The following is a 20,821-nucleotide window of genomic DNA, read 5'->3' as shown; positions in this document are numbered from 1 at the left end:
CCGGTCGGAGCGTCGCGCCGTCATGTGCCGCGCTCCGTGGGGTCCGTACATGAACACCGTTCTGGGAGCGTGAGTCGGTTGGCACTTTCCGAGGTTCGCAACGATGTCCGGCTGCCCGTCACCGCCGCCCAGCTCGGCGTGTGGGTGGCGCAGCGCCTGGCACCGGAGAGTGCTCTCTACCAGTGCGCCGTCCACTTCGACTCCGGTCCCCTCGACATCGGGGTGCTGCGCCGCTCCGTCACGCGCGCCGTGGGCGAGACCGAAGCGCTGCGCGCCCGGTTCGGCGACGACGGGGAGGTCTTCCAGATCGTCGCGGGCGACGTGGACGCCCCGGTGGACCTGGTGGACCTGCGCGGCGAGGCCGACCCGGAGGCCGCCGCCCGCGCCTGGATGGACCAGGACATGGCCACCACCCCGGACCTGGAGGCGGGCCCGCTGTTCCGGCACGCGCTGCTCGTGCTCTCGGACCGGCGGCACTTCTTCTACCTGCGCTACCACCACATCGTCCTGGACGGCTTCGGCCAGACCCGCTACCTGGACCGGCTGGCCCGGATCTACACCGCGCTGCTCGCCGGGCAGGAGCCCGGGCCGGCCGGGGCCCGGGGACTCGACGTGCTGCTGGCGGAGGAGCGCGCCTACCTGGAGTCCCCGCACCACGCGAGCGACCGCGACCTCCTCCTCGGGCGCCTCGCCGGGGCCGAGGAGCGGCAGAGCCTCGCCGACGGGGCCGCCGCTGCCGCGCCGCGCGCTCTGCGGCTGCGGACGGAGCTGCCCCGCGAGCTGACCCGTGCGCTCACCGCCGTAGGCCACTGGCCGGCCGTGATCGCCGCGGCCACCGCCGTCTACCACCACCGGCTGCTCTCGGTCGACGACGTGGTCCTCGGCATCCCGGTGGCCGCCCGGCGCACCCCGGCCGCGCTCACCACCCCCTCCATGCTCGCCAACGACGTGCCGCTGCGGCTGACGGTCGGACCCGACGCCACCTTCGCCGAGCTGGTGCACGCGGCCCGCACCGAACTGGGCGCCCTGCTGCGGGCGCAGCGCTTCCGCCGGGAGGAGCTGCACGAGGCCCGTGAGCTGACCGGCACCGACGGGACCGTGTTCGCCACGGCCGTCAACGCCATGTCCTTCGACGCCCGCGTCCGGTTCGGCGAGGTCCTCGCCACCGCGCGGCAGCTGTCCAACGGCCCGGTGGCCGACCTGGCGATGGCCACGTACGGCGATCCCGCCGAGGGCGGGGTCCTGCTGGAGTTCGCGGCCAACCCGGAGCTGTACACCGAGGACGAACTGCGGGCCCACCAGGACCGGTTCCTGCGGCTGCTCGGCTCGCTCGCCGAGTCCCCCGACGCGCCCGTCGGGCGCGCCCACCTCCTCGCCCCGGCCGTCGCGGAGGAGTTGCTGCACGGAGTCAACGACACCGCGGGGGACGTCCCCGGCACCCTCGTCGAACTCTTCGAGCAGCAGGCCGCCGCGACCCCCGACGCCGTGGCCCTGTGCGCCGAGGAGACCCTCACCTACGCCGAGCTGGACGCCCGCGCCAACCGGCTGGCCCGTCTGCTCGCCGCGCGCGGCGTCGGCACCGAACGGCTCGTCGGCGTCGCCCTGCCGCGCTCGGCGAACCTCGTCGTCACGCTGCTCGCGGTGCTCAAGGCCGGCGGCGCCTATCTGCCGATCGACCCCGAACACCCCGCCGACCGCCGCGCGATGGTCCTCGACGACGCGCGTCCCGAACTGCTCGTCACCATCTCCGGCGGCGAGGTCCCGGACGGGGTGCCCGCCCTGTTCCTCGACGAGGTGGACCTGTCCGCCGGTGACACGAGCCCGCTCGGCCGCGTCCAGGACCCGCGCTCCACGGCGTACGTCATCTACACCTCCGGCTCCACCGGCCGTCCCAAGGGCGTGGTCCTGGAACGGTCCGCGATGGACAACTTCCTCGCCGCGATGGCCCGCGCGGTGCCGGTCGGCCCCGGCGACCGGCTGCTCGCGGTGACCACCGTGAGCTTCGACATCGCCGTACTGGAGATCTTCCAGCCGCTGCTCGCCGGTGCCCGCGTGGTGCTCGCGAGCCGCGACGAGGTGCTCGACCCGGACGCCCTGCGGGCCATCGTCGAGCGCGAGGGCATCACCGTCATGCAGGCCACGCCCAGCCTGTGGCAGCCGCTCGTCGAGACGCGGCCCGAGGTCTTCGCCGGTGTCCGCGTGCTCACCGGCGGCGAGGCACTGCCGCAGTCCCTCGCCGGGCCGCTCGCCGAGCACGCCGCGCGGGTCACCAACATGTACGGGCCGACCGAGACGACCGTGTGGTCGATGACCGCGCCCGTCGACGGGGGCCCCGTCTCGCTCGGCGCGCCGATCCTCAACACCCGGGTGTACGTCCTCGACACGGCCCTGCGCCCGGTGCCGCCCGGCCACAGCGGCGAGCTGTACATCGCCGGTGACGGCGTGGCCCGCGGCTACCGCGGCCGCCCCGGTCTGACCGCCGAGCGCTTCGTCGCCGACCCGTACGGTCCCGGGCGCCTGTACCGCACCGGTGACCTGGTGCGGCGCGAGCACGACGGGTCCTTCACGTTCCTGTCCCGTCTCGACCACCAGGTCAAGGTGCGCGGCTTCCGTATCGAACTCGGCGACATCGAGGCGGCGCTGCTCGCGCACCCGCCGGTCGAGCGGGCTGCCGTGCTGATGCGCGAGGACCGGCCCGGCGACAAGCGCCTCGTGGCGTACATCGTGTCGCCGGAGGGCGACTCGCCGCTGCTGCGCACCCATCTCGCCGAGACGCTGCCCGAGTACATGGTGCCGAGCGCCGTGGTGGTCCTGGACGCACTGCCGCTGACCCCCAACGGCAAGCTGGACCGCCGCGCCCTGCCCGCGCCGGTGCACGTCGCCCGCACCGACGGCCGCGCCCCCCGCACCCCGCTCGAAGAGCGGCTGTGCGCCCTGTACGCCGAGGTGCTCGGCCTGGACTCCGTCACCGTCGACGACGACTTCTTCACGATCGGCGGTACGTCCCTGTGGGCCACGCGCGTCGTCGTGCGTGCCGCCCGTGAGGGCATCAGCTTCGCGATCCGCGACCTGTTCCGGGCCCGCACCGTCGCCCGCCTCGCCCCGCTGTGCGCGGTGGGCGCCCCGGCCGGCGAGGAGCCCGTGGAGACGGCGCTGCCCGACGTGCTGCCGCAGGCCGAACTCGCCGCGCTGCTCGCCGGCGCCGAGGTGGAGGAGGTGCTGCCGCTGACGCCGCTGCAGGACGGCCTGGTCGTGCACAGCCTCACCACCGACGAGGACCGCGACGTCTACAGCGTGCACATCACCCTCGACCTGACCGGCGAGGTCGACGCCGAACGGCTGCGCGGCGCGCTCGACACCGTCGTCTCCCGCCACCCCGTGCTGCGCTCGTCCGTCGCCCACGAGGACGTCAGCCGTCCGGTGCTCGTGGTGCGCGGACGGGCCGCCGTGCCGTGGCGCGTCCACGATCTGCGCGGTCGCGCGGACCGGCTCGACACGGTGCTGCGCGCCGAGACCGCCCAACCCTTCGACCTCGCCTCGGCCCCGCTGCTGCGCGCCACCCTGCTGCGCCTCGACGAGGGCTGGCGGCTCATCGTGACCTGCCACCACCTCGTCCTCGACGGCTGGTCCGTGCCGATCCTGCTCGGCGAGACGCTGCGCGCCTACGCGGGCGGCGACCTCGGCCCCGCACCCCGCCCGTACCGCGCGCACCTCGGCTGGCTGGCCGCACAGGACCACGAGCGCTCCGCCGCCGCGTGGGGCGAGGCCCTCGCGGGTGTCCGCCCGACCCTCCTGGGCGCGGTCCAGGGCCCCGCGCGGGAGGCCGTACGCCTGGAGAGCGCCCTCGACGCCGCGACGACCACACGCCTGGAGCGGACCGCACGCGAACTCGGCGTCACCGTCAACTCCCTGGTGCAGGCCGCCTGGTCCGTCGCGCTGCGCGAGGTGACCGGGCAGGACGACGTGGTGTTCGGCATCACCGTGGCGGGCCGTCCGGCCGAGGTGCCGGGCGTGAACGAGATGGCCGGTCTGTTCGTCAACACCGTGCCGCTGCGCGCCCGCCCGGGCTCCGGCCGCACCCTGGCCGAGCTGGCCCGCTCCGTCCAGGACGACCAGGCCGACCTGCTCGCGCACCAGTACCTGCCGCTGGTCGACGTGCAGCGCGCGGCCGGTGTCTCCGGTCTCTTCGACACGGTCGTGGCCTTCCAGAACTACCCGGTGGACCGGGCGGCCCTCGATGCCCTGGCCCGCGAGGGCGGCCTGGTCGCCGGGGACGCCGACGTCCACGACGTCAACCACTACCCGCTGACCCTCACCGCCGTCCCCGGCGAGCGGCTCACGGCACGGCTCGTGTGCCGTCCGCACCTGTTCGACCCGGCCGCCGCGCGGGAGCTGCTGGACCGGTTCACCGGCACCCTCACGACGCTCGCCGCCGCTCCCGGCACGCTCGTCGGCGCGCTCGTCCCCGACCGCGAGCCGTCGGCCGCCGAGGACGCCCGCGACCTGGCCGAGCTGCGCGGCTTCCGCTTCGACACGGCCGACGTCGAGGCCGCCCTCACGGCCCACCCCGACGTGGTGCGGGCCGCGGCCGTCGTCCGCGAGGACACCCCGGGCGAGCGCCGGCTCGTCGGCTATGTGGTGCCCCGCCGCGGCGCCACGCCCGACATCTCCGCCCTGCGCGACGCGCTCGCGGCCGGACTGCCGGACTACATGGTGCCGTCCGTGTTCGTCACCCTCGACACCCTGCCGCCCGCGCCCGGCGGCGGCGTCGACCGGCGTGCCCTGCCCGTCCCGGTGCTCGCCGGAGCGGTCTCGCGGGAGCCGCACACCCCGCTGCAGGAGCTGCTGTGCGAGCTGTACGCGGAGGTGCTCGGCCTCGGCACGGTCGGGATCGACGACGACTTCTTCGCCCTCGGCGGCGACAGCATCCTCGGCTTCCGGCTCCTGAGCCGGGCCCGCGCCCGCGGGGTGTCCTTCGGGTTCCGCGACATGTTCGAGCGGCGCACCGTGGCCGCGCTCGCCGAGGTGTGCTCGGCGTACGAACCGGAGGCCGCGAGCGGACGGATCACGCTGCCGGTGTCCGCCGAGGAGGCCGCGCGGCTGGCCGCCGAGCCCGGCGTGGAGACCGTGCTGCCGCTCTCTCCGAACCAGCAGGGCCTGCTGTTCCACCACGCCTTCGACGACACCGGCGCCGACCCGTACACCCTGCAGATCGTCCTCGACTTCACGGCCCCCCTGGACGCCGGGCGTCTCGGTGCCGCACTGGACCGGGTGCTGCTGCGCCACGAGGCGCTGCGGGCCTCCTTCCGCACCACCGCGGAGCAGCGGTCGGTGCAGCTCGTGCACGAGGCGCCGAGCGTGCCGGTGCGCGAGGCGGAGGCCGCGGACGACGCGGCGTTCGCCGCGCTGCTCGACGAGGACCGCGCCACCCGCTTCGACCTGGGCCGCCCGCCGCTGGTGCGCGCGGCCGCGGTGCGCCGCGCCGGTGGCGGAGGCTCCCTCGTCCTGACGATGCATCACATCGTGGTGGACGGCTGGTCGCTGCCGATCGTGGCGCGTGACCTGTTCGCCGCGTACGCCGAGCTGGGGACCGAGCCGGAAGCCGCCGCGCTCTCCGGTGCCGTACGGGAGGACTCCGCGCTGCCGGGCGCCGTACCGGACGAACCCGGTGGTGCCCGCTACCGCGACCATCTCGCCTGGCTCGACGGCACCGACCGCGAGGCGTCCCTCAGGGTGTGGCGGGAAGCGCTCGCGGAGGTGACCGAGCCCTCGCGGATCGCCACCGGGCAGGGCGACCGGGTCCTGGAGCCGGTACGGCAGGAGCACGTGCTGAGCGAGGCCGACACGGCCGGTCTCGCCGCCGTCGCCCGCCGGTACGGCGTCACCGTGAACACCCTGGTGCAGGCCGCGTGGGCGATCGTGCTGCGGGGCCTGACCGGCCGCGACGAGGCGCTGTTCGGCGTCACCGTGGCCGGCCGTCCGGCCGAGCTGCCGGGCGCGGGCGAGCTGGTGGGCCTGTTCATCAACACCGTGCCGCTGTCGGTGCGGCTCGACGCGGGCGAGCGCCTGGGCGATCTCGCCGTACGGCTCGGCCGCGAGCAGTCCGCGCTGCTCGACCACCACCACGTGGCGCTCGGCGACATCCAGCGCGCGACGGGCATGGGCGAGCTGTTCGACACCCTGCTCAGCTTCGAGAACTACCCGCTGGACCCGGCGGAGATCACCGCGCGCGCCCGGGCCGCGGGCCTCGATCTGGCCGGCGCCCGGGTCCGCGACGGCAGCCACTTCGCCATCAGCGTCGTCGTCGAACCCGGCGAGCGTATGCGGCTGCGCGTACGCCACCAGCCGCAGCTGGTGGACGAGGCGACCGCGCAGGCCGCGGGCGCGGAGCTGCTGGCGACGCTGCGTGCCTTCGTGACCGTGCCCGAACTGCCGCTCGCCCGCCTGGCCCGGGGTGAGGAGACGGCGCCCGCGCAGGCCGCCCCGGCGGTGTCGTCCCCGGTGACCCTGCCCGGGCTGTTCGCCGCGCAGGCCGCGCGCACGCCGGACGCGCCCGCCGTCGTCGCCGGCGGTGAGAGCCTGACGTACCGGCAGCTCGACCGCCGCTCCAACGCCCTGGCCGCCGAGCTGGTCGCGCACGGCGCCGGTCCCGGCCGTCTCGTCGCGGTGCTGCTGCCCCGCTCGGTGGACCTGATGGTCGCGCTGCTCGGTGTTCTCAAGTCCGGTGCCGCGTACGTCCCGGTGGACCCGTCCTACCCGGCCGAGCGCATCGCCGTGATCCTCCAGGACAGCGCTCCGGCGCTCGCCGTCACCGCCGACCCGGACCTCGCTCCGGCGGGACTGGCCACCGTACGGCCGACCGGCGCGGAGGCGGACGCCCTCGGTCACACGCCGCGTCCCGAGGACGCCGCGTACGTCATCTTCACCTCCGGCTCCACCGGCCGCCCCAAGGGCGTGGTCGTCGAACACCGGGCGCTCGGCGCCTACCTGGCCCGTGCCGCGACGGCCTACCCGGACGCGGCGGGCACCTCCCTCGCGCACACCTCGGTCTCCTTCGACCTCACCGTCACCTGCCTGTACACCCCGCTGGTCGCGGGCGGCCGGGTGCACCTGGCCGAGCTGCCGGACGCGATCGGCGCCGCCCGCCCCACGTTCCTCAAGGGCACGCCCAGCCATCTGCGGCTGCTCGACACGCTGCCCGAGGAGGTGTCGCCGTCGGGGACGCTGGTGCTCGGCGGTGAGGCGCTGCGCGGCGAGATGCTCGCCGGGTGGCGGGCCGCGCACCCCGGGGCGACCGTCGTCAACGCGTACGGCCCGACCGAGGCGACCGTCAACGTCATGGAGTTCCGGATCGAACCGGGCGAGCCGCTGGCCGACGGCCCGGTCCCGATCGGGCGCGCGTTCCCGTACGCCCGGGTGTATCTGCTCGACAGCGGTCTGCGGCCCGTACGGCCGGGGGCACGCGGTGAGCTGTACCTCGCGGGCGAGGGCCTGGCCCGCGGCTACCTCGGGCTGCCGGGCCAGACCTCGCACCGCTTCGTGGCGGACCCGTTCGGCCCGGCGGGCAGCCGGATGTACCGCACGGGCGACCTGGCGCGGCTGCGCCGGGACGGCATGATCGAGTACCTGGGCCGGGTCGACGACCAGGTCAAGGTGCGCGGTTTCCGGATCGAGCTGGGCGAGGTCGAGGCGGCCGCCGAGGCGGTGCCCGGTGTCCGCCGCGCGGCCGCGGCCGTGCGCGGCACCACGGGCGAACCCCGCCTCGTCGGCTACCTGGTGGCTCCCGGCGGCGTGGACACGGGCGAGGTCGAGGCGCGGATGCGGGCGGTGCTGCCCGAGTACATGGTGCCCGCCGCGTTCGTCGTCCTGGACGAGCTGCCGCTGACGCCGAACGGCAAGGTGGACCGGGCCGCCCTGCCCGAACCCGCCGTCACCGCCGGCACCGCGGGCCGCACGGCCTCCGGGGCCCTGGAGGAGCGGCTGCTCGGCCTGTTCCGGGAGGTGCTGGGCCGCGCTGATGCGGGTGTGGAGGACGACTTCTTCGCGCTGGGCGGCGACTCGATCATGTCGATCCAGTTGGTGGGCCGTGCCCGTGCGGTGGGTCTGAAGTTCTCCGCCCGTCATGTCTTCGAGCACCGCACCCCGGCGGCCCTCGCGGCGTCGCTGGGCGGCGAGCCGTCCCGCAGCCCGCTGGAGGAGCGGCTGCTCGGCCTGTTCCGGGAGGTGCTGGGCCGCGCTGATGCGGGTGTGGAGGACGACTTCTTCGCGCTGGGCGGCGACTCGATCATGTCGATCCAGTTGGTGGGGCGTGCCCGTGCGGTGGGTCTGAAGTTCTCCGCCCGTCATGTCTTCGAGCACCGCACCCCGGCCCGCCTCGCGGCGGCACTCGGCGCGCAGGACGGCGCCGTACCCACGGCCGACGCGCAACACGGCACGCGCAGCGCGCCGTTGCTGCCGCTGATGCACCGGCTCGTCACCCGCGGACGCTTCGACCAGTACAACCAGTCCGTCACCCTGACCCTGCCCCCGACCACCCGCGCCCACCTGGCCGCCGCGCTCGGCGCGGTCGTCGAACGGCACGAGGCGCTGCGGATGCGGGTCGCGGACGCCACCGGATTCACCGTCGCCCCCCTGGCCGCGGACGGTGCCACGGCCTTCGCCGACGCGCTCCTCACCCGTGTCGCCGCACCCGCCGACGCGACCGAGGACGAGCTGACCGCCCTCGCCGCCGAACAGACCGCCGCCGCGCGCGACGCCCTCGACCCGGCCGCCGGGCGGATGCTGCGCGCCGTCTGGATCGACGCGGGGGACCGGCGCACCGGACGGCTGCTGCTCGTCGTGCACCACCTCGCCGTCGACGGCGTGTCCTGGCGGATCATCGTGCCCGACCTCGCCGAGGCCTGGGCGGCCGTCGCCGACGGCGGCCGGCCCGCACTCGCCCCGGTCGGCACCTCGTTCGCCGACTGGGCCCGCGCGTTCACCGCGCTGCCCGCCGACGACACCCCGTACTGGCGTGAACTGCTCACCGCGGACGACCCGTTGATCGGGGACCGGCGGCTCGACCCGGCCCGTGATCTGCGCGGCGACGCCGGACGGCTGACCCTGCGCGTGCCCGCCGACGTGACGGGCGCGGTGCTCGGCACGCTGCCCGCCGCCTTCCACGCGGGACCGGACGACGTCCTGCTGACCGCGCTCGCCGCGGCCGTGCCGCTGTGGCGCGGCGACCGCGCCGGACTCCTCGTGGACGTCGAGAGCCACGGCCGCCACGAGGAGCTGGTCGCGGACGCCGACCTCTCGCGGACCGTCGGCTGGTTCACCGTGATCCATCCCGTGCGTCTGGACACCGCCGATCCGGGCGCCGTGCTCGCGGGCGCGGACGCCGCCGGCGACGCCCTGCGCGCGGTGAAGGAGCAACTGCGCGCCACTCCTGGCCAGGGCATCGGATACGGCCTCGCCCGCCAACGCGAGCAGGCCGCAGCGGCGGAGTCCGCCGGGCTGCCCGAGGCGCAGATCGGCTTCAACTACCTGGGCCGCGTCCGTCTCGCCGGTGGCCTCGCGCCCGGCTGGGACCTGGCCGCGGTCGGCGCCGACGACGCGCCCGACGTGCCGCTCTCGCACGTCGTCGAGGTCACCGTCGCCGCGCACGAGGGCCCCGACGGGCCCGAGCTGGTCGCCACCTGGACGTGGGCCCGTGCCCTGGTCTCCGACGCCGACGCGGCCCGCCTCGCCGACCTGTGGGACAGCGCGCTGCGCGGCCTCGCCGCCCACGGCGACCGGCCGGGCGCCGGCGGACGCACCCCGTCCGACCTGCTGGTCCACCTCAGCCAGGAGGAGATACGCGAACTGGAGGCGGACCCGGACGTGGCCGACCTCCTCCCGCTCGCCCCCCTCCAGGAAGGCCTGCTCTTCCACCACCAGTACGGCGACGGCGCCGACGACCCGTACATCTCCCAGCTCCGCGTGGAACTGACCGGCTCCCTCGACGTCGCCCGGCTGCGCGCCGCCGCCGCCGAGGTGCAGCGCCGCCACCCCGCGCTGCGGGCCGCGTTCCGCCGTACCTCGCAGGGCACGCCCGTGCAGGTCGTCCTCGCCGACCCGGCCGTCGACTTCACCACCGTCGAGCTGCGCGACCCCGCCGAGCTGGACGCCGTCTGCGCCGCCGACCGCGGGCGCGGCTTCGACATCACCACCCCGCCCCTGATCCGCTGGACCGTGGCCTCCACCGGGGACCGCCACACCCTCGTCGCGACCGCGCACCACAGCGTCCGCGACGGCTGGTCCATGCCGATCGTGATGCGCGAGCTGATGGCCCACTACCTGGGCGACGCCCTGCCGCAGCCCCGCCCGCACCGCGAGCACCTGGCCTGGCTGGCCCGCCAGGACCGTACGGCCGCCGAGGCCGCCTGGGGCGAGGCGCTCGCCGGGCTCGACGGCGGCACCCTGCTCGCCACCGGACCGGCCCCGGCCGGCCAGCAGCCCGGACGCCTCGACCTCACCGTGGACGGCCTCGACGTACAGGGCGCGGCCCGCCGCCTCGGCGTCACCGTCAACACGCTGGTCCAGAGCGCCTGGCTGCTGCTCGTGGCCCGGCTCACCGGCCGCGACGACATCGTCACCGGCGCCACCGTCAGCGGCCGCCCCGCCGACCTGCCCGGCGCGGCCGACATGGTCGGCCTGTTCGTCAACACCGTGCCGCTGCGCGCGACCCTGCGCGCCGACGAGCACGTCGGCGACTTCGCCCGCCGCCTCCAGCTGGAACAGGCCCGTCTGGTCGAGCACCACCACCTCGGCCTGGTCGACATCCGGCGCCTGGCCGGGCACGGCGAACTCTTCGACACCTCCATGGTGTTCGAGAACTACCCGCTGGACGTCGACGCCCTGGCCGCCGTGGCCCGCCGCGCCGGTCTGGAGGCCGGAGCGGTCTCCCACCACTCCGTCACCCACTACGCGCTCGCCATGGAGGCGAGCCCCCTCCCGGGCGGCGACGGGCTGCGGCTGCGGCTGCACCACCGTACGGACACCCTCACCGCCGAACAGATGGGCCAGATCGGCGAGTTGCTGCCGCGGCTGCTGCGCACGGTCGTCACCGCGCCCGGCACCCCGGTCGGCCGGATCCCCGGATACGCCCCGGACGCGCTCCTCGCCCTCGGCCGGGGGCCCGAGGACGCCGCCGACCCGCGCACCTGGCCGGAGCTGTTCCTCGACCAGGTCCGCCGCACACCCGACGCACCCGCGGTCGTCTCCGGCGCGCGGACCCTCACCTACCGCGACCTCGCCGACCGGGCGGGCGCGCTGGCCCGCCTGCTCGCCGAGGCCGGAGTCGGTGCCGAGCAACGGGTCGGGATCGTGCTGCCGCGCTCCGTCGACCTCGTCGTCGCCCTGCACGCGGTCGCCCTCGCGGGCGGCGCGTTCGTGCCCGTCGACCCGGCCCACCCGGCCGAGCGCATCGCGCAGACCCTCACCGACGCGGCGCCCGTCCTCGTCCTCACCACGAGCGGCACCGCCCTGCCCGAGACGGGGACGCGCCGCCTCGACGTGGACGCGCTCGACCTGAGCGGCGACGGCCTCGTCCGGCCGGTGCGCGCCGAGCAGGCCGCGTACGTCATCTACACCTCCGGCTCCACCGGCCGCCCCAAGGGCGTCGTCGTCACCCACGCCGGCATCCCCGGCCTGGCGCGCGCCCAGAAGGCCGGCTTCGACGTCGACGCGGACAGCCGCGTCCTGCAGTTCGCCTCGCCGAGCTTCGACGCGTACGTCTCCGAGGTGGCCGTCACCCTGCTCGCGGGCGCCTGCCTGGTCGTCGCCCCGCGCGAGGAACTGCTGCCCGGCGCCCCGCTGGTGCGCACCGTCGCCGAGCACGGCGTCACGCACGTCACGCTGCCGCCGGCCGCGCTGCGCGAACTGCGGCCCGAGGACCTGCCGACCCTGCGCTCCCTCGCCGTCGCCGGCGAGCAGTGCCCGCCGCAGGTCGCGGAAGTCTGGTCGGCGGGCCGCCGCATGGTCAACGCGTACGGTCCGACCGAGACGACCGTGTGCGCCACCATGAGCGCCCCGCTGTCCGGCTTCGGCGTCCCGCCCATCGGCACCGCCCTGCACGGCCTTGAGGTCCGCGTCCTCGACGCGCACCTGCAGCCCGTCCCCGTCGGCGTGGTCGGCGAGCTGTACGTGTCCGGCGCCGGCCTGGCCCGCGGCTACCTGGACCGCCCCGGCCTGTCCGCCGAGCGCTTCGTCGCCGACCCGTTCGGCACCCCCGGCACCCGCATGTACCGCACCGGCGACCAGGTCGCCTGGCGCGAGGACGGGCAGCTGGTCTACGTCGGCCGGGCCGACCGGCAGATCAAGCTGCGCGGCTTCCGCATCGAACCGGGCGAGATCGAGGCGGCCGTCGTCGCGGCGCCCGAGGTCGCCGCGAGCGCCGTCGTCGTCCGCGAGGACCGGCCCGGGGACCGCCGCGTGGTCGCCTACGCCGTGCCGGCGCCCGGCGCCACCGTCGTACCCGAGGCACTGCGCGCCCGGCTGCGCGAGGTGCTGCCCGACCACATGGTCCCGGCCGCCGTCGTCGTCCTCGACCGCATCCCGGTCACCGTCAACGGCAAGCTCGACCAGGCCGCGCTGCCCGCGCCGCGCTACGACACCACCGCGGGCCGCACCCCGGGCGACCCCGTCGAGGAACTGCTCGCGGGCGTCTTCGCCGAGGTGCTCGGGGTGGACCGGGTCGGCCCGGACGACTCGTTCTTCGACCTGGGCGGCCACTCGCTGCTCGCCATGCGGCTGGTCGCCCGGGTGAGCGCGGTGCTCGGCACCGAGCTGCCCGTGCGCGCGGTCTTCGAGTCGCCCACCGTCCGCGAACTCGCCCGGATCGCCGCGGGCGGCCCCCGCGCCACGGCCCTGGCGCCCGGCGCGCTGCCGCGCCCCGAGCGGCTGCCGCTGTCGTACGCGCAGCAGCGGCAGTGGTTCCTCGACCGCTTCGACGGCACGAACTCCGCGTACCACATCCCGATGGCGCTGCGCCTGACCGGCCGGCTCGACGAGGCGGCGCTCTCCGCCGCGCTGGACGCCCTGGTGAGGCGGCACGAGAGCCTGCGCACGCTGATCGCCGAGGACGAGGAGGGCCCGTACCAGCGGATCGTCGGCACCACGCTGTGGTGCGAGCCGGCACCGGTCGCCCGGGAGGCGCTGGACGAGGCGCTGCGGGAGGCCGTGGCCCGTCCCTTCGACCTGACGGCCGACGTGCCCGTCCGCGTCCACCTGTTCGCGGTCGGGCCCGACGAGCACGTCCTGCTCGTCGTCGTCCACCACATAGCCGGGGACGGCGCCTCCGTGCCGGTGCTCGCCCGCGACCTGGTCGCCGCCTACCGCGCCCACCTCGACGGCACCCCCCTCGCACCGGCCGGAGAGGCGCCGCAGTACGCGGACTTCGCCCTGTGGCAGCGCGCGGCCCTCGGCGCCGAGGACGACCCCGGCTCGGTGCTCGGCCGCCAGCTCGACCACTGGAAGGCCGCGCTCGACGCCCTGCCCGAGGAACTCGCGCTGCCCGCCGACCGGCCCCGCCCGGCGGCCGGACCGCACCGCGCCGGCCGTCACCGCCTGGAGATCCCGGCCGACCTGCACACCGAACTGACCCGCGTGGCCAGGGAGTTGAAGGCGACACCCTTCATGGTCGTGCAGGCCGCCGTCGCGGCGCTGCTGTCCAGGCTGGGCGCCGGCACCGACATCCCGCTCGGCTCCCCGGTCGCCGGACGCACCCACGCGTCGCTGTCCGAGGTGGTGGGCCTGTTCGCCAACACGCTGGTCCTGCGCACCGACGTGTCGGGCGACCCGAGCTTCGCGGAACTCGTCGACCGCGTACGCGAGACCGACCTCGCGGCCTTCGCCCACCAGGACGTGCCGTTCGAGCGGCTCGTCGAGGCGCTCCGCCCGGAGCGCTCCGCCGCACGCCACCCGCTGTTCCAGGTGGTCGTCGAGTGGGGCGACGACGGGACCCGCGCCCTGGACTCCCTGCAGGACCTGCCCGGACTGTCCGTCGAACCGCTCCAGCTCACCGTGGACGCCGCCAAGTTCGACCTGGTCTGGCACCTGCGCCCGCGGCACACCGCCGCGCACGCGCCGGCCGGCATCGCGGTGGACGTGGAGTACAGCGCCGACCTGTTCGACGCGGCCACCGTCGCGAGCATGGGCGACCGTCTGGTCCGGCTGCTCGGCGCCGCCCTCGCCGAACCCACCCGCCCGGTCACCGACCTGGACGTGCTCGGCGCGGACGAGCGGGACCTGCTGCTCGGCGACTGGGCGTACACGCCCGCCGAGCCGACCGCGCCCCTCGGCGCGGACGACACCATCGTGCGCCGCTTCGAGGCGGCGGCCGCCGCCCACCCCGACCGCGTCGCCGTCACCGGCGAGGACGAGCGGGGCCGCCCGGTCTCCCTGACGTACGCCGAGCTGAACGCGCGCGTCAACCGGCTCGCGGCGCTGCTGCGCGAACGGGGCGCCGCACCCGAGCGGTTCGTCGCCCTCGCCCTGCCCAGGGTGACCGACCTGGTGACGGCCGTGCTCGCCGTGCTGAAGTCCGGCGCCGGCTATCTGCCGGTCGACCCGGCCTACCCGGCCGAGCGCGTGGCGCTGCTCCTCGGCGACAGCCGCCCGGTCGTCACCGTCGGCACCCGCGCCACCGTGGCCGCCCTCGGCGGCGACGCCACCTGGCTCGCCCTCGACGACGAGGACGTCGTCGCGGACCTCGCCGCACGGGACACGGCCGACCCGGAGCCCGCCGCGGGCGCCGACCACGCCGCGTACGTCATCTACACCTCCGGATCCACCGGCACCCCCAAGGGCGTGGTGGTCACCCACCGCAACGTCCTCAAACTCTTCGACGCCACCGGCCACTGGTTCGGCTTCGGCGCCGACGACGTCTGGACCCTCTTCCACAGCTACGCCTTCGACTTCTCCGTGTGGGAGCTGTGGGGTCCGCTGCTCTTCGGCGGCCGGCTCGTGGTGGTGCCGCACGCGGTCAGCCGGGAGCCCGGAGCGTTCCTGGAGCTGCTGCGGCGCGAGCGGGTCACGGTCCTCAACCAGACCCCGTCCGCGTTCCACGAACTGATCCGCGCCGACGAGGCCGCGGGCGGCGCCGACCTCGCGCTGCGCTACGTCGTCTTCGGCGGCGAGGCGCTCGACCCGGCGCGGCTGCTGCCCTGGTACGAGCGGCACGCGGACGACAGCCCGGTCCTGGTCAACATGTACGGCATCACCGAGACCACCGTGCACGTCACCCACCGCGCCCTCACCGCCGACGAGGTGCGGGCCGGGGTGACCGGCGCCATCGGCGTCGGGATCCCCGACCTCGGGGTGCACGTCCTCGACGAGCGGCTGCGGCCCGTCCCCGCCGGCGTCGTGGGGGAGATGTACGTCTCCGGAGCGGGCGTCGCCCGCGGCTACGCCCACCGCCCCGGCCTGACCGCGGGACGCTTCGTCGCCGACCCGTTCGGCCCGCCCGGCACCCGCATGTACCGCTCCGGCGACCTCGCGCGCCGCCGCCCCGACGGTTCGCTCGACTACCTGGGCCGGGCCGACTCGCAGGTCAAGGTGCGCGGCTTCCGTATCGAACTCGGCGAGATCGAGGCCGTGCTGCTCGCGCAGGACCAGGTGGCCCAGGCGGCCGTCGTGGTCCGCGAGGACACCCCCGGCGACCAGCGTCTCGTCGGATACGTCGTCACCGACGGCGGCACCGGCCAGGCCCTCGCGCCGGCCCTGCGCGAGGCGGCCGCCGAGGCGCTGCCCGCGCACATGGTGCCCTCGGCCGTCGTGGTGCTCGACCGGCTCCCGCTGACCGTCAACGGCAAGCTCGACCGCAAGGCCCTGCCCGCCCCGCAGGCACCCGCCCGCACGGCGGGCCGGGCCCCCGCGAACCCGGCCGAGGAACTCCTCGTGGATGCCTTCGCCGACGTCCTCGGCGTGGACCGGGTCGGCGTGGACGACTCCTTCTTCGACCTGGGCGGCCACTCGCTGCTCGCGATGCGCCTGGTCACCCGGGTACGGGCGGCCCTGGACGCCGACCTCGGGGTGCGCGACCTGTTCGAGTCGCCGACCCCGGCGGCCCTCGCCCGCCGCGCCGCGGGCGTCGAGGGCACGGGCAGGCCCGCGCTGACCGCGCTGCCGCGCACCGGGCGCGTCCCGCTGTCGTACGCACAGCAGCGGCTGTGGGTGCTCGACCGGCTCGGCGGCGGCGCGGGAGGCGACGGCGCGTACAACATCCCGATCGCGCTGCGGCTCACCGGCACCGTGGACGCCGACCGGCTGCGCGAGGCGCTCGGCGACGTGGTGGCCCGGCACGAGAGCCTGCGCACCCTGGTCGACGACCGGGGCGGCGAGGGCGCCGAGGCCTGGCTGCGGGTGCTGCCCGAGGCCCGGGTGGAGCTGCCCGTCGTGCGGGTCGGCGCGGACGACCTGGACGCGCGGATCCAGGCGGCCGCCTCGGCCGGCTTCGACCTGACCACCGAACTGCCGCTGCGGGCCCGCCTGTTCACGGTCGGACCGGACGAGCACGTCCTGCTCGTCGTGGTCCACCACATCGCGGGCGACGGCACCTCCATGCCGGTCCTCGCCAGGGACCTGGCGACCGCGTACGCGGCCCGCCTGGACGGGGCGGCGCCCGCCTGGGAGCCGCTGCCCGTGCAGTACGCCGACTACGCGGGCTGGCAGCGCGCGTTCCTCGGTGAGCCGGACGGCACGGACACCGGCAGCGAGATGGGCCGCCAGCTCGGCTTCTGGAGCGAGGCGCTGGACGGGCTGCCGGAGGAGCTGACGCTCCCCGCCGACCGGCCGCGCCCGGCCGTCGGACCGCACCGCGCGGGCCGGCACACCTTCGAGGTGCCCGAGGAGCTGTACGAGCGGGTGGGCCGCGTGGCCCGCGAGCTGAAGGCCACCCCGTTCATGGTCGTGCAGGCCGCCCTCGCGGCGCTGCTGTCGCGGCTCGGCGCGGGCACCGACATCCCGCTCGGCTCCCCGGTCGTCTCCCGCTCCGACGAAGCCCTGGCCGATGTCGTCGGCTTCTTCGTCAACACCCTCGTCCTGCGCACCGATGTCTCGGGCGACCCGAGCTTCGCGCAGCTCGTGGACCGGGTGCGGCAGGCCGACCTGGCGGCGTTCGCGCACCAGGACGTGCCGTTCGAGCGGCTCGTCGAGGCGCTGCGCCCGGAGCGCTCGGCCGCCCGCCACCCGCTGTTCCAGGTCGCGCTCAGCCTGGACAGCGCCGGCGGCACGGCACTCGCCGAGGCGGGCCGGATGCCCGGCCTGACCGTCGAACCGCGCCCGGTGGCGCCGTCCGTCGCCAAGTTCGACCTCACCTTCACCCTCACCGAGCGCCTCGGCGAGGGCGGCAGGCCCGTCGACTGGGCCGGCGGTGTCGAGTACAGCGCCGACATGTTCGACGCGGACACCGTGGCGCGGCTCGCCCGCCGCCTCGTGCGGCTCCTGGACGTGCTGACCGACCGGCCCGGCGCCCGCGTCTCGGCCCACGACGTCCTGGTGGACGGCGAGCGCGAGGCGATCCTCGGCAGCTGGCTGGAGAACACCGCCCCGGTGGCCCCCGCGAGCCTGCCCGAGGCCATCGCCCGCCAGGTGGCCGAGCGCCCGGACGCGCCCGCCGTCACCTTCGGGGGCACCACGCTCTCGTACGCCGAACTCGACGCGCGCGCCAACCGGTTCGCGCACGCCCTGCTCGCCCGCGGCGTCGCCCCCGAGGCACGCGTCGGCGTCCTGATGGAGCGCTCGGACACGCTCGCCGTCGCCCTGCTCGGCATCGTCAAGGCGGGCTGCGCGTACGTGCCGCTCGCCCCGGCCAACCCGGACGAGCGCCTGGTCCATCTGCTCGACCAGGTGCAGGCCCCGCTGCTCGTCGTCGACGAGGCCGGCCGCGAGCGGGCCGAGGGCCTCGACATCCGGGCCGAGCTGGTGGACGCGGGCGCCGATGTGTCCCGGCTGCCCGCCACCGCGCCCGGCGTGCCGGTGGACCCGCGGAACCTGGCCTACCTGATGTTCACCTCCGGCTCCAGCGGACTGCCCAAGGGCGTCGCCATCTGCCACGGAGACATCGTCCAGCTGGCCGCCGACCGCTGCTGGGACGGCGTCACCGACCGGGTGCCGCTGCACTCGCCGCACGCCTGGGACGCCTCCATCCTGGAGTTCTGGGTGCCGCTGGTGCGCGGCGGCGAGGTGCTGGTCGTGCCGCCGGGCGACCTCGACGTGAGCGACCTCAAGGCGCTCATCGCCGACTCCGGGATCACCTCGCTGTTCCTGACCGCCGGACTGTTCCGGGTGCTCGGCCAGGAGATCCCCGAGGCGTTCGCCGCGATCCGGCAGGTCGCCACCGGCGGTGACGTGGTCTCCGGACCGGCCGTGCGCCGCATCCTGGAACACGCCCCCGGCCTGCGGATCGTCAACGCCTACGGTCCGACCGAGGTGACCGTGATGGCGCTGTCCCACCGCGTCGACCCCGCCACGCTCGACCCGCAGGCGCACAGCGTGCCGATCGGCCGCTCCCTGGACGCCATGCGGCACTACGTCCTCGACGACGCGCTGCGGCCCGTGCCGCCGGGCGTCACCGGCGAGCTGTACGCGGCCGGGCCCGGTCTGGCGCGCTGCTACTGGAACCGTCCCGACCTCACGTCGGACCGGTTCGTCGCCGACCCGTACGGCCCGCCCGGCACCCGGATGTACCGCACCGGGGACCTGGCGCGCTGGACGGCCGACGGCCTGGTGGAGTTCGCCGGCCGCGCCGACGAGCAGGTCAAGCTGCGCGGCTTCCGCATCGAACTCGGCGAGATCGAGTCCGCGCTGGCCGCCGCACCCGGCGTCACGGCCTGCGCGGTCCTCGTCCGCGAGGACCGCCCCGGCGACAAGCGCCTGGTCGCCTACACGGTCGCCGGACCCGGCTACGACCGGGCGGAACTCGGCGCGCACCTGGGCCGCACACTGCCCGACTACATGGTCCCGGCGGCGATCGTCGAACTGACCGAGCTGCCGCTCACCTCCATCGGCAAGCTGGACCGCAGGGCGCTGCCCGCACCCGAGTTCGGCAGCACCGGCGGCCGGACCGCCGCAACCACCGAAGAGGAGATCCTCGTACGGCTGTTCGCGCAGGTCCTCGGCCTGCCCGAGGAGTCCGTCGACGCGGACAGCGCCTTCTTCGACCTCGGCGGCGACTCCATCATGGCCATCCAGCTGGTCAGCGCCGCCCGCCGCGAAGGCCTGACGATCACCGGCGCGGACGTCTTCACGCACCGCACCGTCGCCGAACTGGCCCGCGCGGCCGCCGCCGCACAGGCACCCGGGGACAGCGAGCCCGACGAGCCCGTCGGCGACCTGCCCGCCTGGCCCATGCTGCACTGGCTGGCCGAACGGCGGGTCCCGGTGGACCGCTTCAACCAGACCACCGTCCTGCACGCGCCCGCCGAGCTGGACCTGGACCGGCTGCACACCCTGGTCGGCGCGCTGCTCGCCCGCCATGACAGCCTGCGGCTCAAGGTGGCCGTCGACGACCCCGCCGACGCCGCCACCTGGCACGTCGAGGTGCCCGCGCCGGACGCCGTACGCGCCGGGGACCGGGTGCGGCGCGTGGACGCGGCCACCCTCACCGACGACGAACTCGCCGACGCCGTACGGGACCACGGTGAGGCCGCCGTCGGCCGCCTCGACCCGAGCGCCGGGGCGATGGTGGAGATCGTCTGGTTCGACCGCGGCACACGGCCCGGACTGCTCCTGGTCGCCGTCAACCACCTGGCGATCGACGGGGTGTCCTGGCGCATCCTGCTCCCCGACCTGTTCCGCGCCTGGGCCGACATCCTGGCCGGACGCGCACCCGACCTCGGCTCCGGCGGCACCTCACTGCGCCGCTGGGCGCAGCGGAACACCGAGAGCGCCGTATCCCCGCGCACCCTCGCCCAGCTCGACCACTGGACCGGCACGCTGCGGCACGGCACCCCGCTGGGCGCCCGCCCGCTCGACCCGGCGGTGGACGTGCTCGGCGCCGCGCGGCGGCTGCGGCGCACCCTGCCGGCCGGCATCACCGGACACCTGCTCACCACGGCACCGGCCGTGGTCGGCGCGGGCGTGGACGACGTCCTGCTCGCCGGTCTCGCCCTGGCCGAGGCCCGCAGACGGCGCGACCCGGACGCGTCCGTCCTGATCGACGTGGAGAGCCACGGCCGCGAGCGCGACGGAGCCTCGGACCTGTCCCGCACGACGGGCTGGTTCACCGCCCTGTACCCGGTGCTGCTGGACACCGCGGGCACCGACCTCGACGAGGCGTTCGCGGGCGGCCACGCCGCCGGCACGGTGCTCAAGCACGTCAAGGAGCTGCTGCGGGCGGTGCCGTCCGAGGGCCTGGGCTACGGCCTGCTGCGCCACCTCAACCCGGAGACGGCGGCGGCCTTCGAGGGACTGCCCACCGCGGGCATCGGCTTCAACTACCTGGGCCGGTTCGTGGCGGGCGAGACCGGCGACTGGGCGGTGGCCGCGGACGCGCCGCGTCCCGACGGCGAGGACCCGGCGACACCGCTGGCCCACGCCGTCGAGATCAACGCGTACGTCGAGGAGAGCGCGGACGGCCCCCGCCTGGGCGCCACCTGGACGTACGCGCCGGGTGTCCTCACCGACGACGAGGCCGCCGCGCTCGCCGACGGCTGGTTCGAGGCGCTGACAGCCCTCGCGGAGCACGCCCAGCGGCCCGACGCCGGCGGCCTGACCCCGACCGACGTGGGGCTTATAGAGATCACACAGAGCGAGATTGAACAGTTCGAGGACGAACTGGCCTCGGACTGGGAGATTTGAA

The 20,821-nt window shown here is 75.7% G+C and carries 1 protein-coding gene; it reads left to right on the top strand.

The window, feature by feature from the left end; all coding sequences use genetic code 11:
• Window positions 1–24 precede the first annotated feature (24 nt).
• On the top strand, window positions 25–20,820 hold the full coding sequence (locus IE308_RS18060; protein WP_308440111.1) for a non-ribosomal peptide synthase/polyketide synthase: 20,796 nt from the start codon (window positions 25–27) through the stop codon (window positions 20,818–20,820).
• Window position 20,821 lies beyond the last annotated feature (1 nt).

The organism is Streptomyces griseosporeus (genome assembly GCF_014656055.1).
GTDB lineage: Bacteria > Actinomycetota > Actinomycetes > Streptomycetales > Streptomycetaceae > Streptomyces > Streptomyces griseosporeus.
Note: the sequence above shows the minus strand (reverse complement) of the source record. Positions and strands in the feature narration are given on the sequence as shown.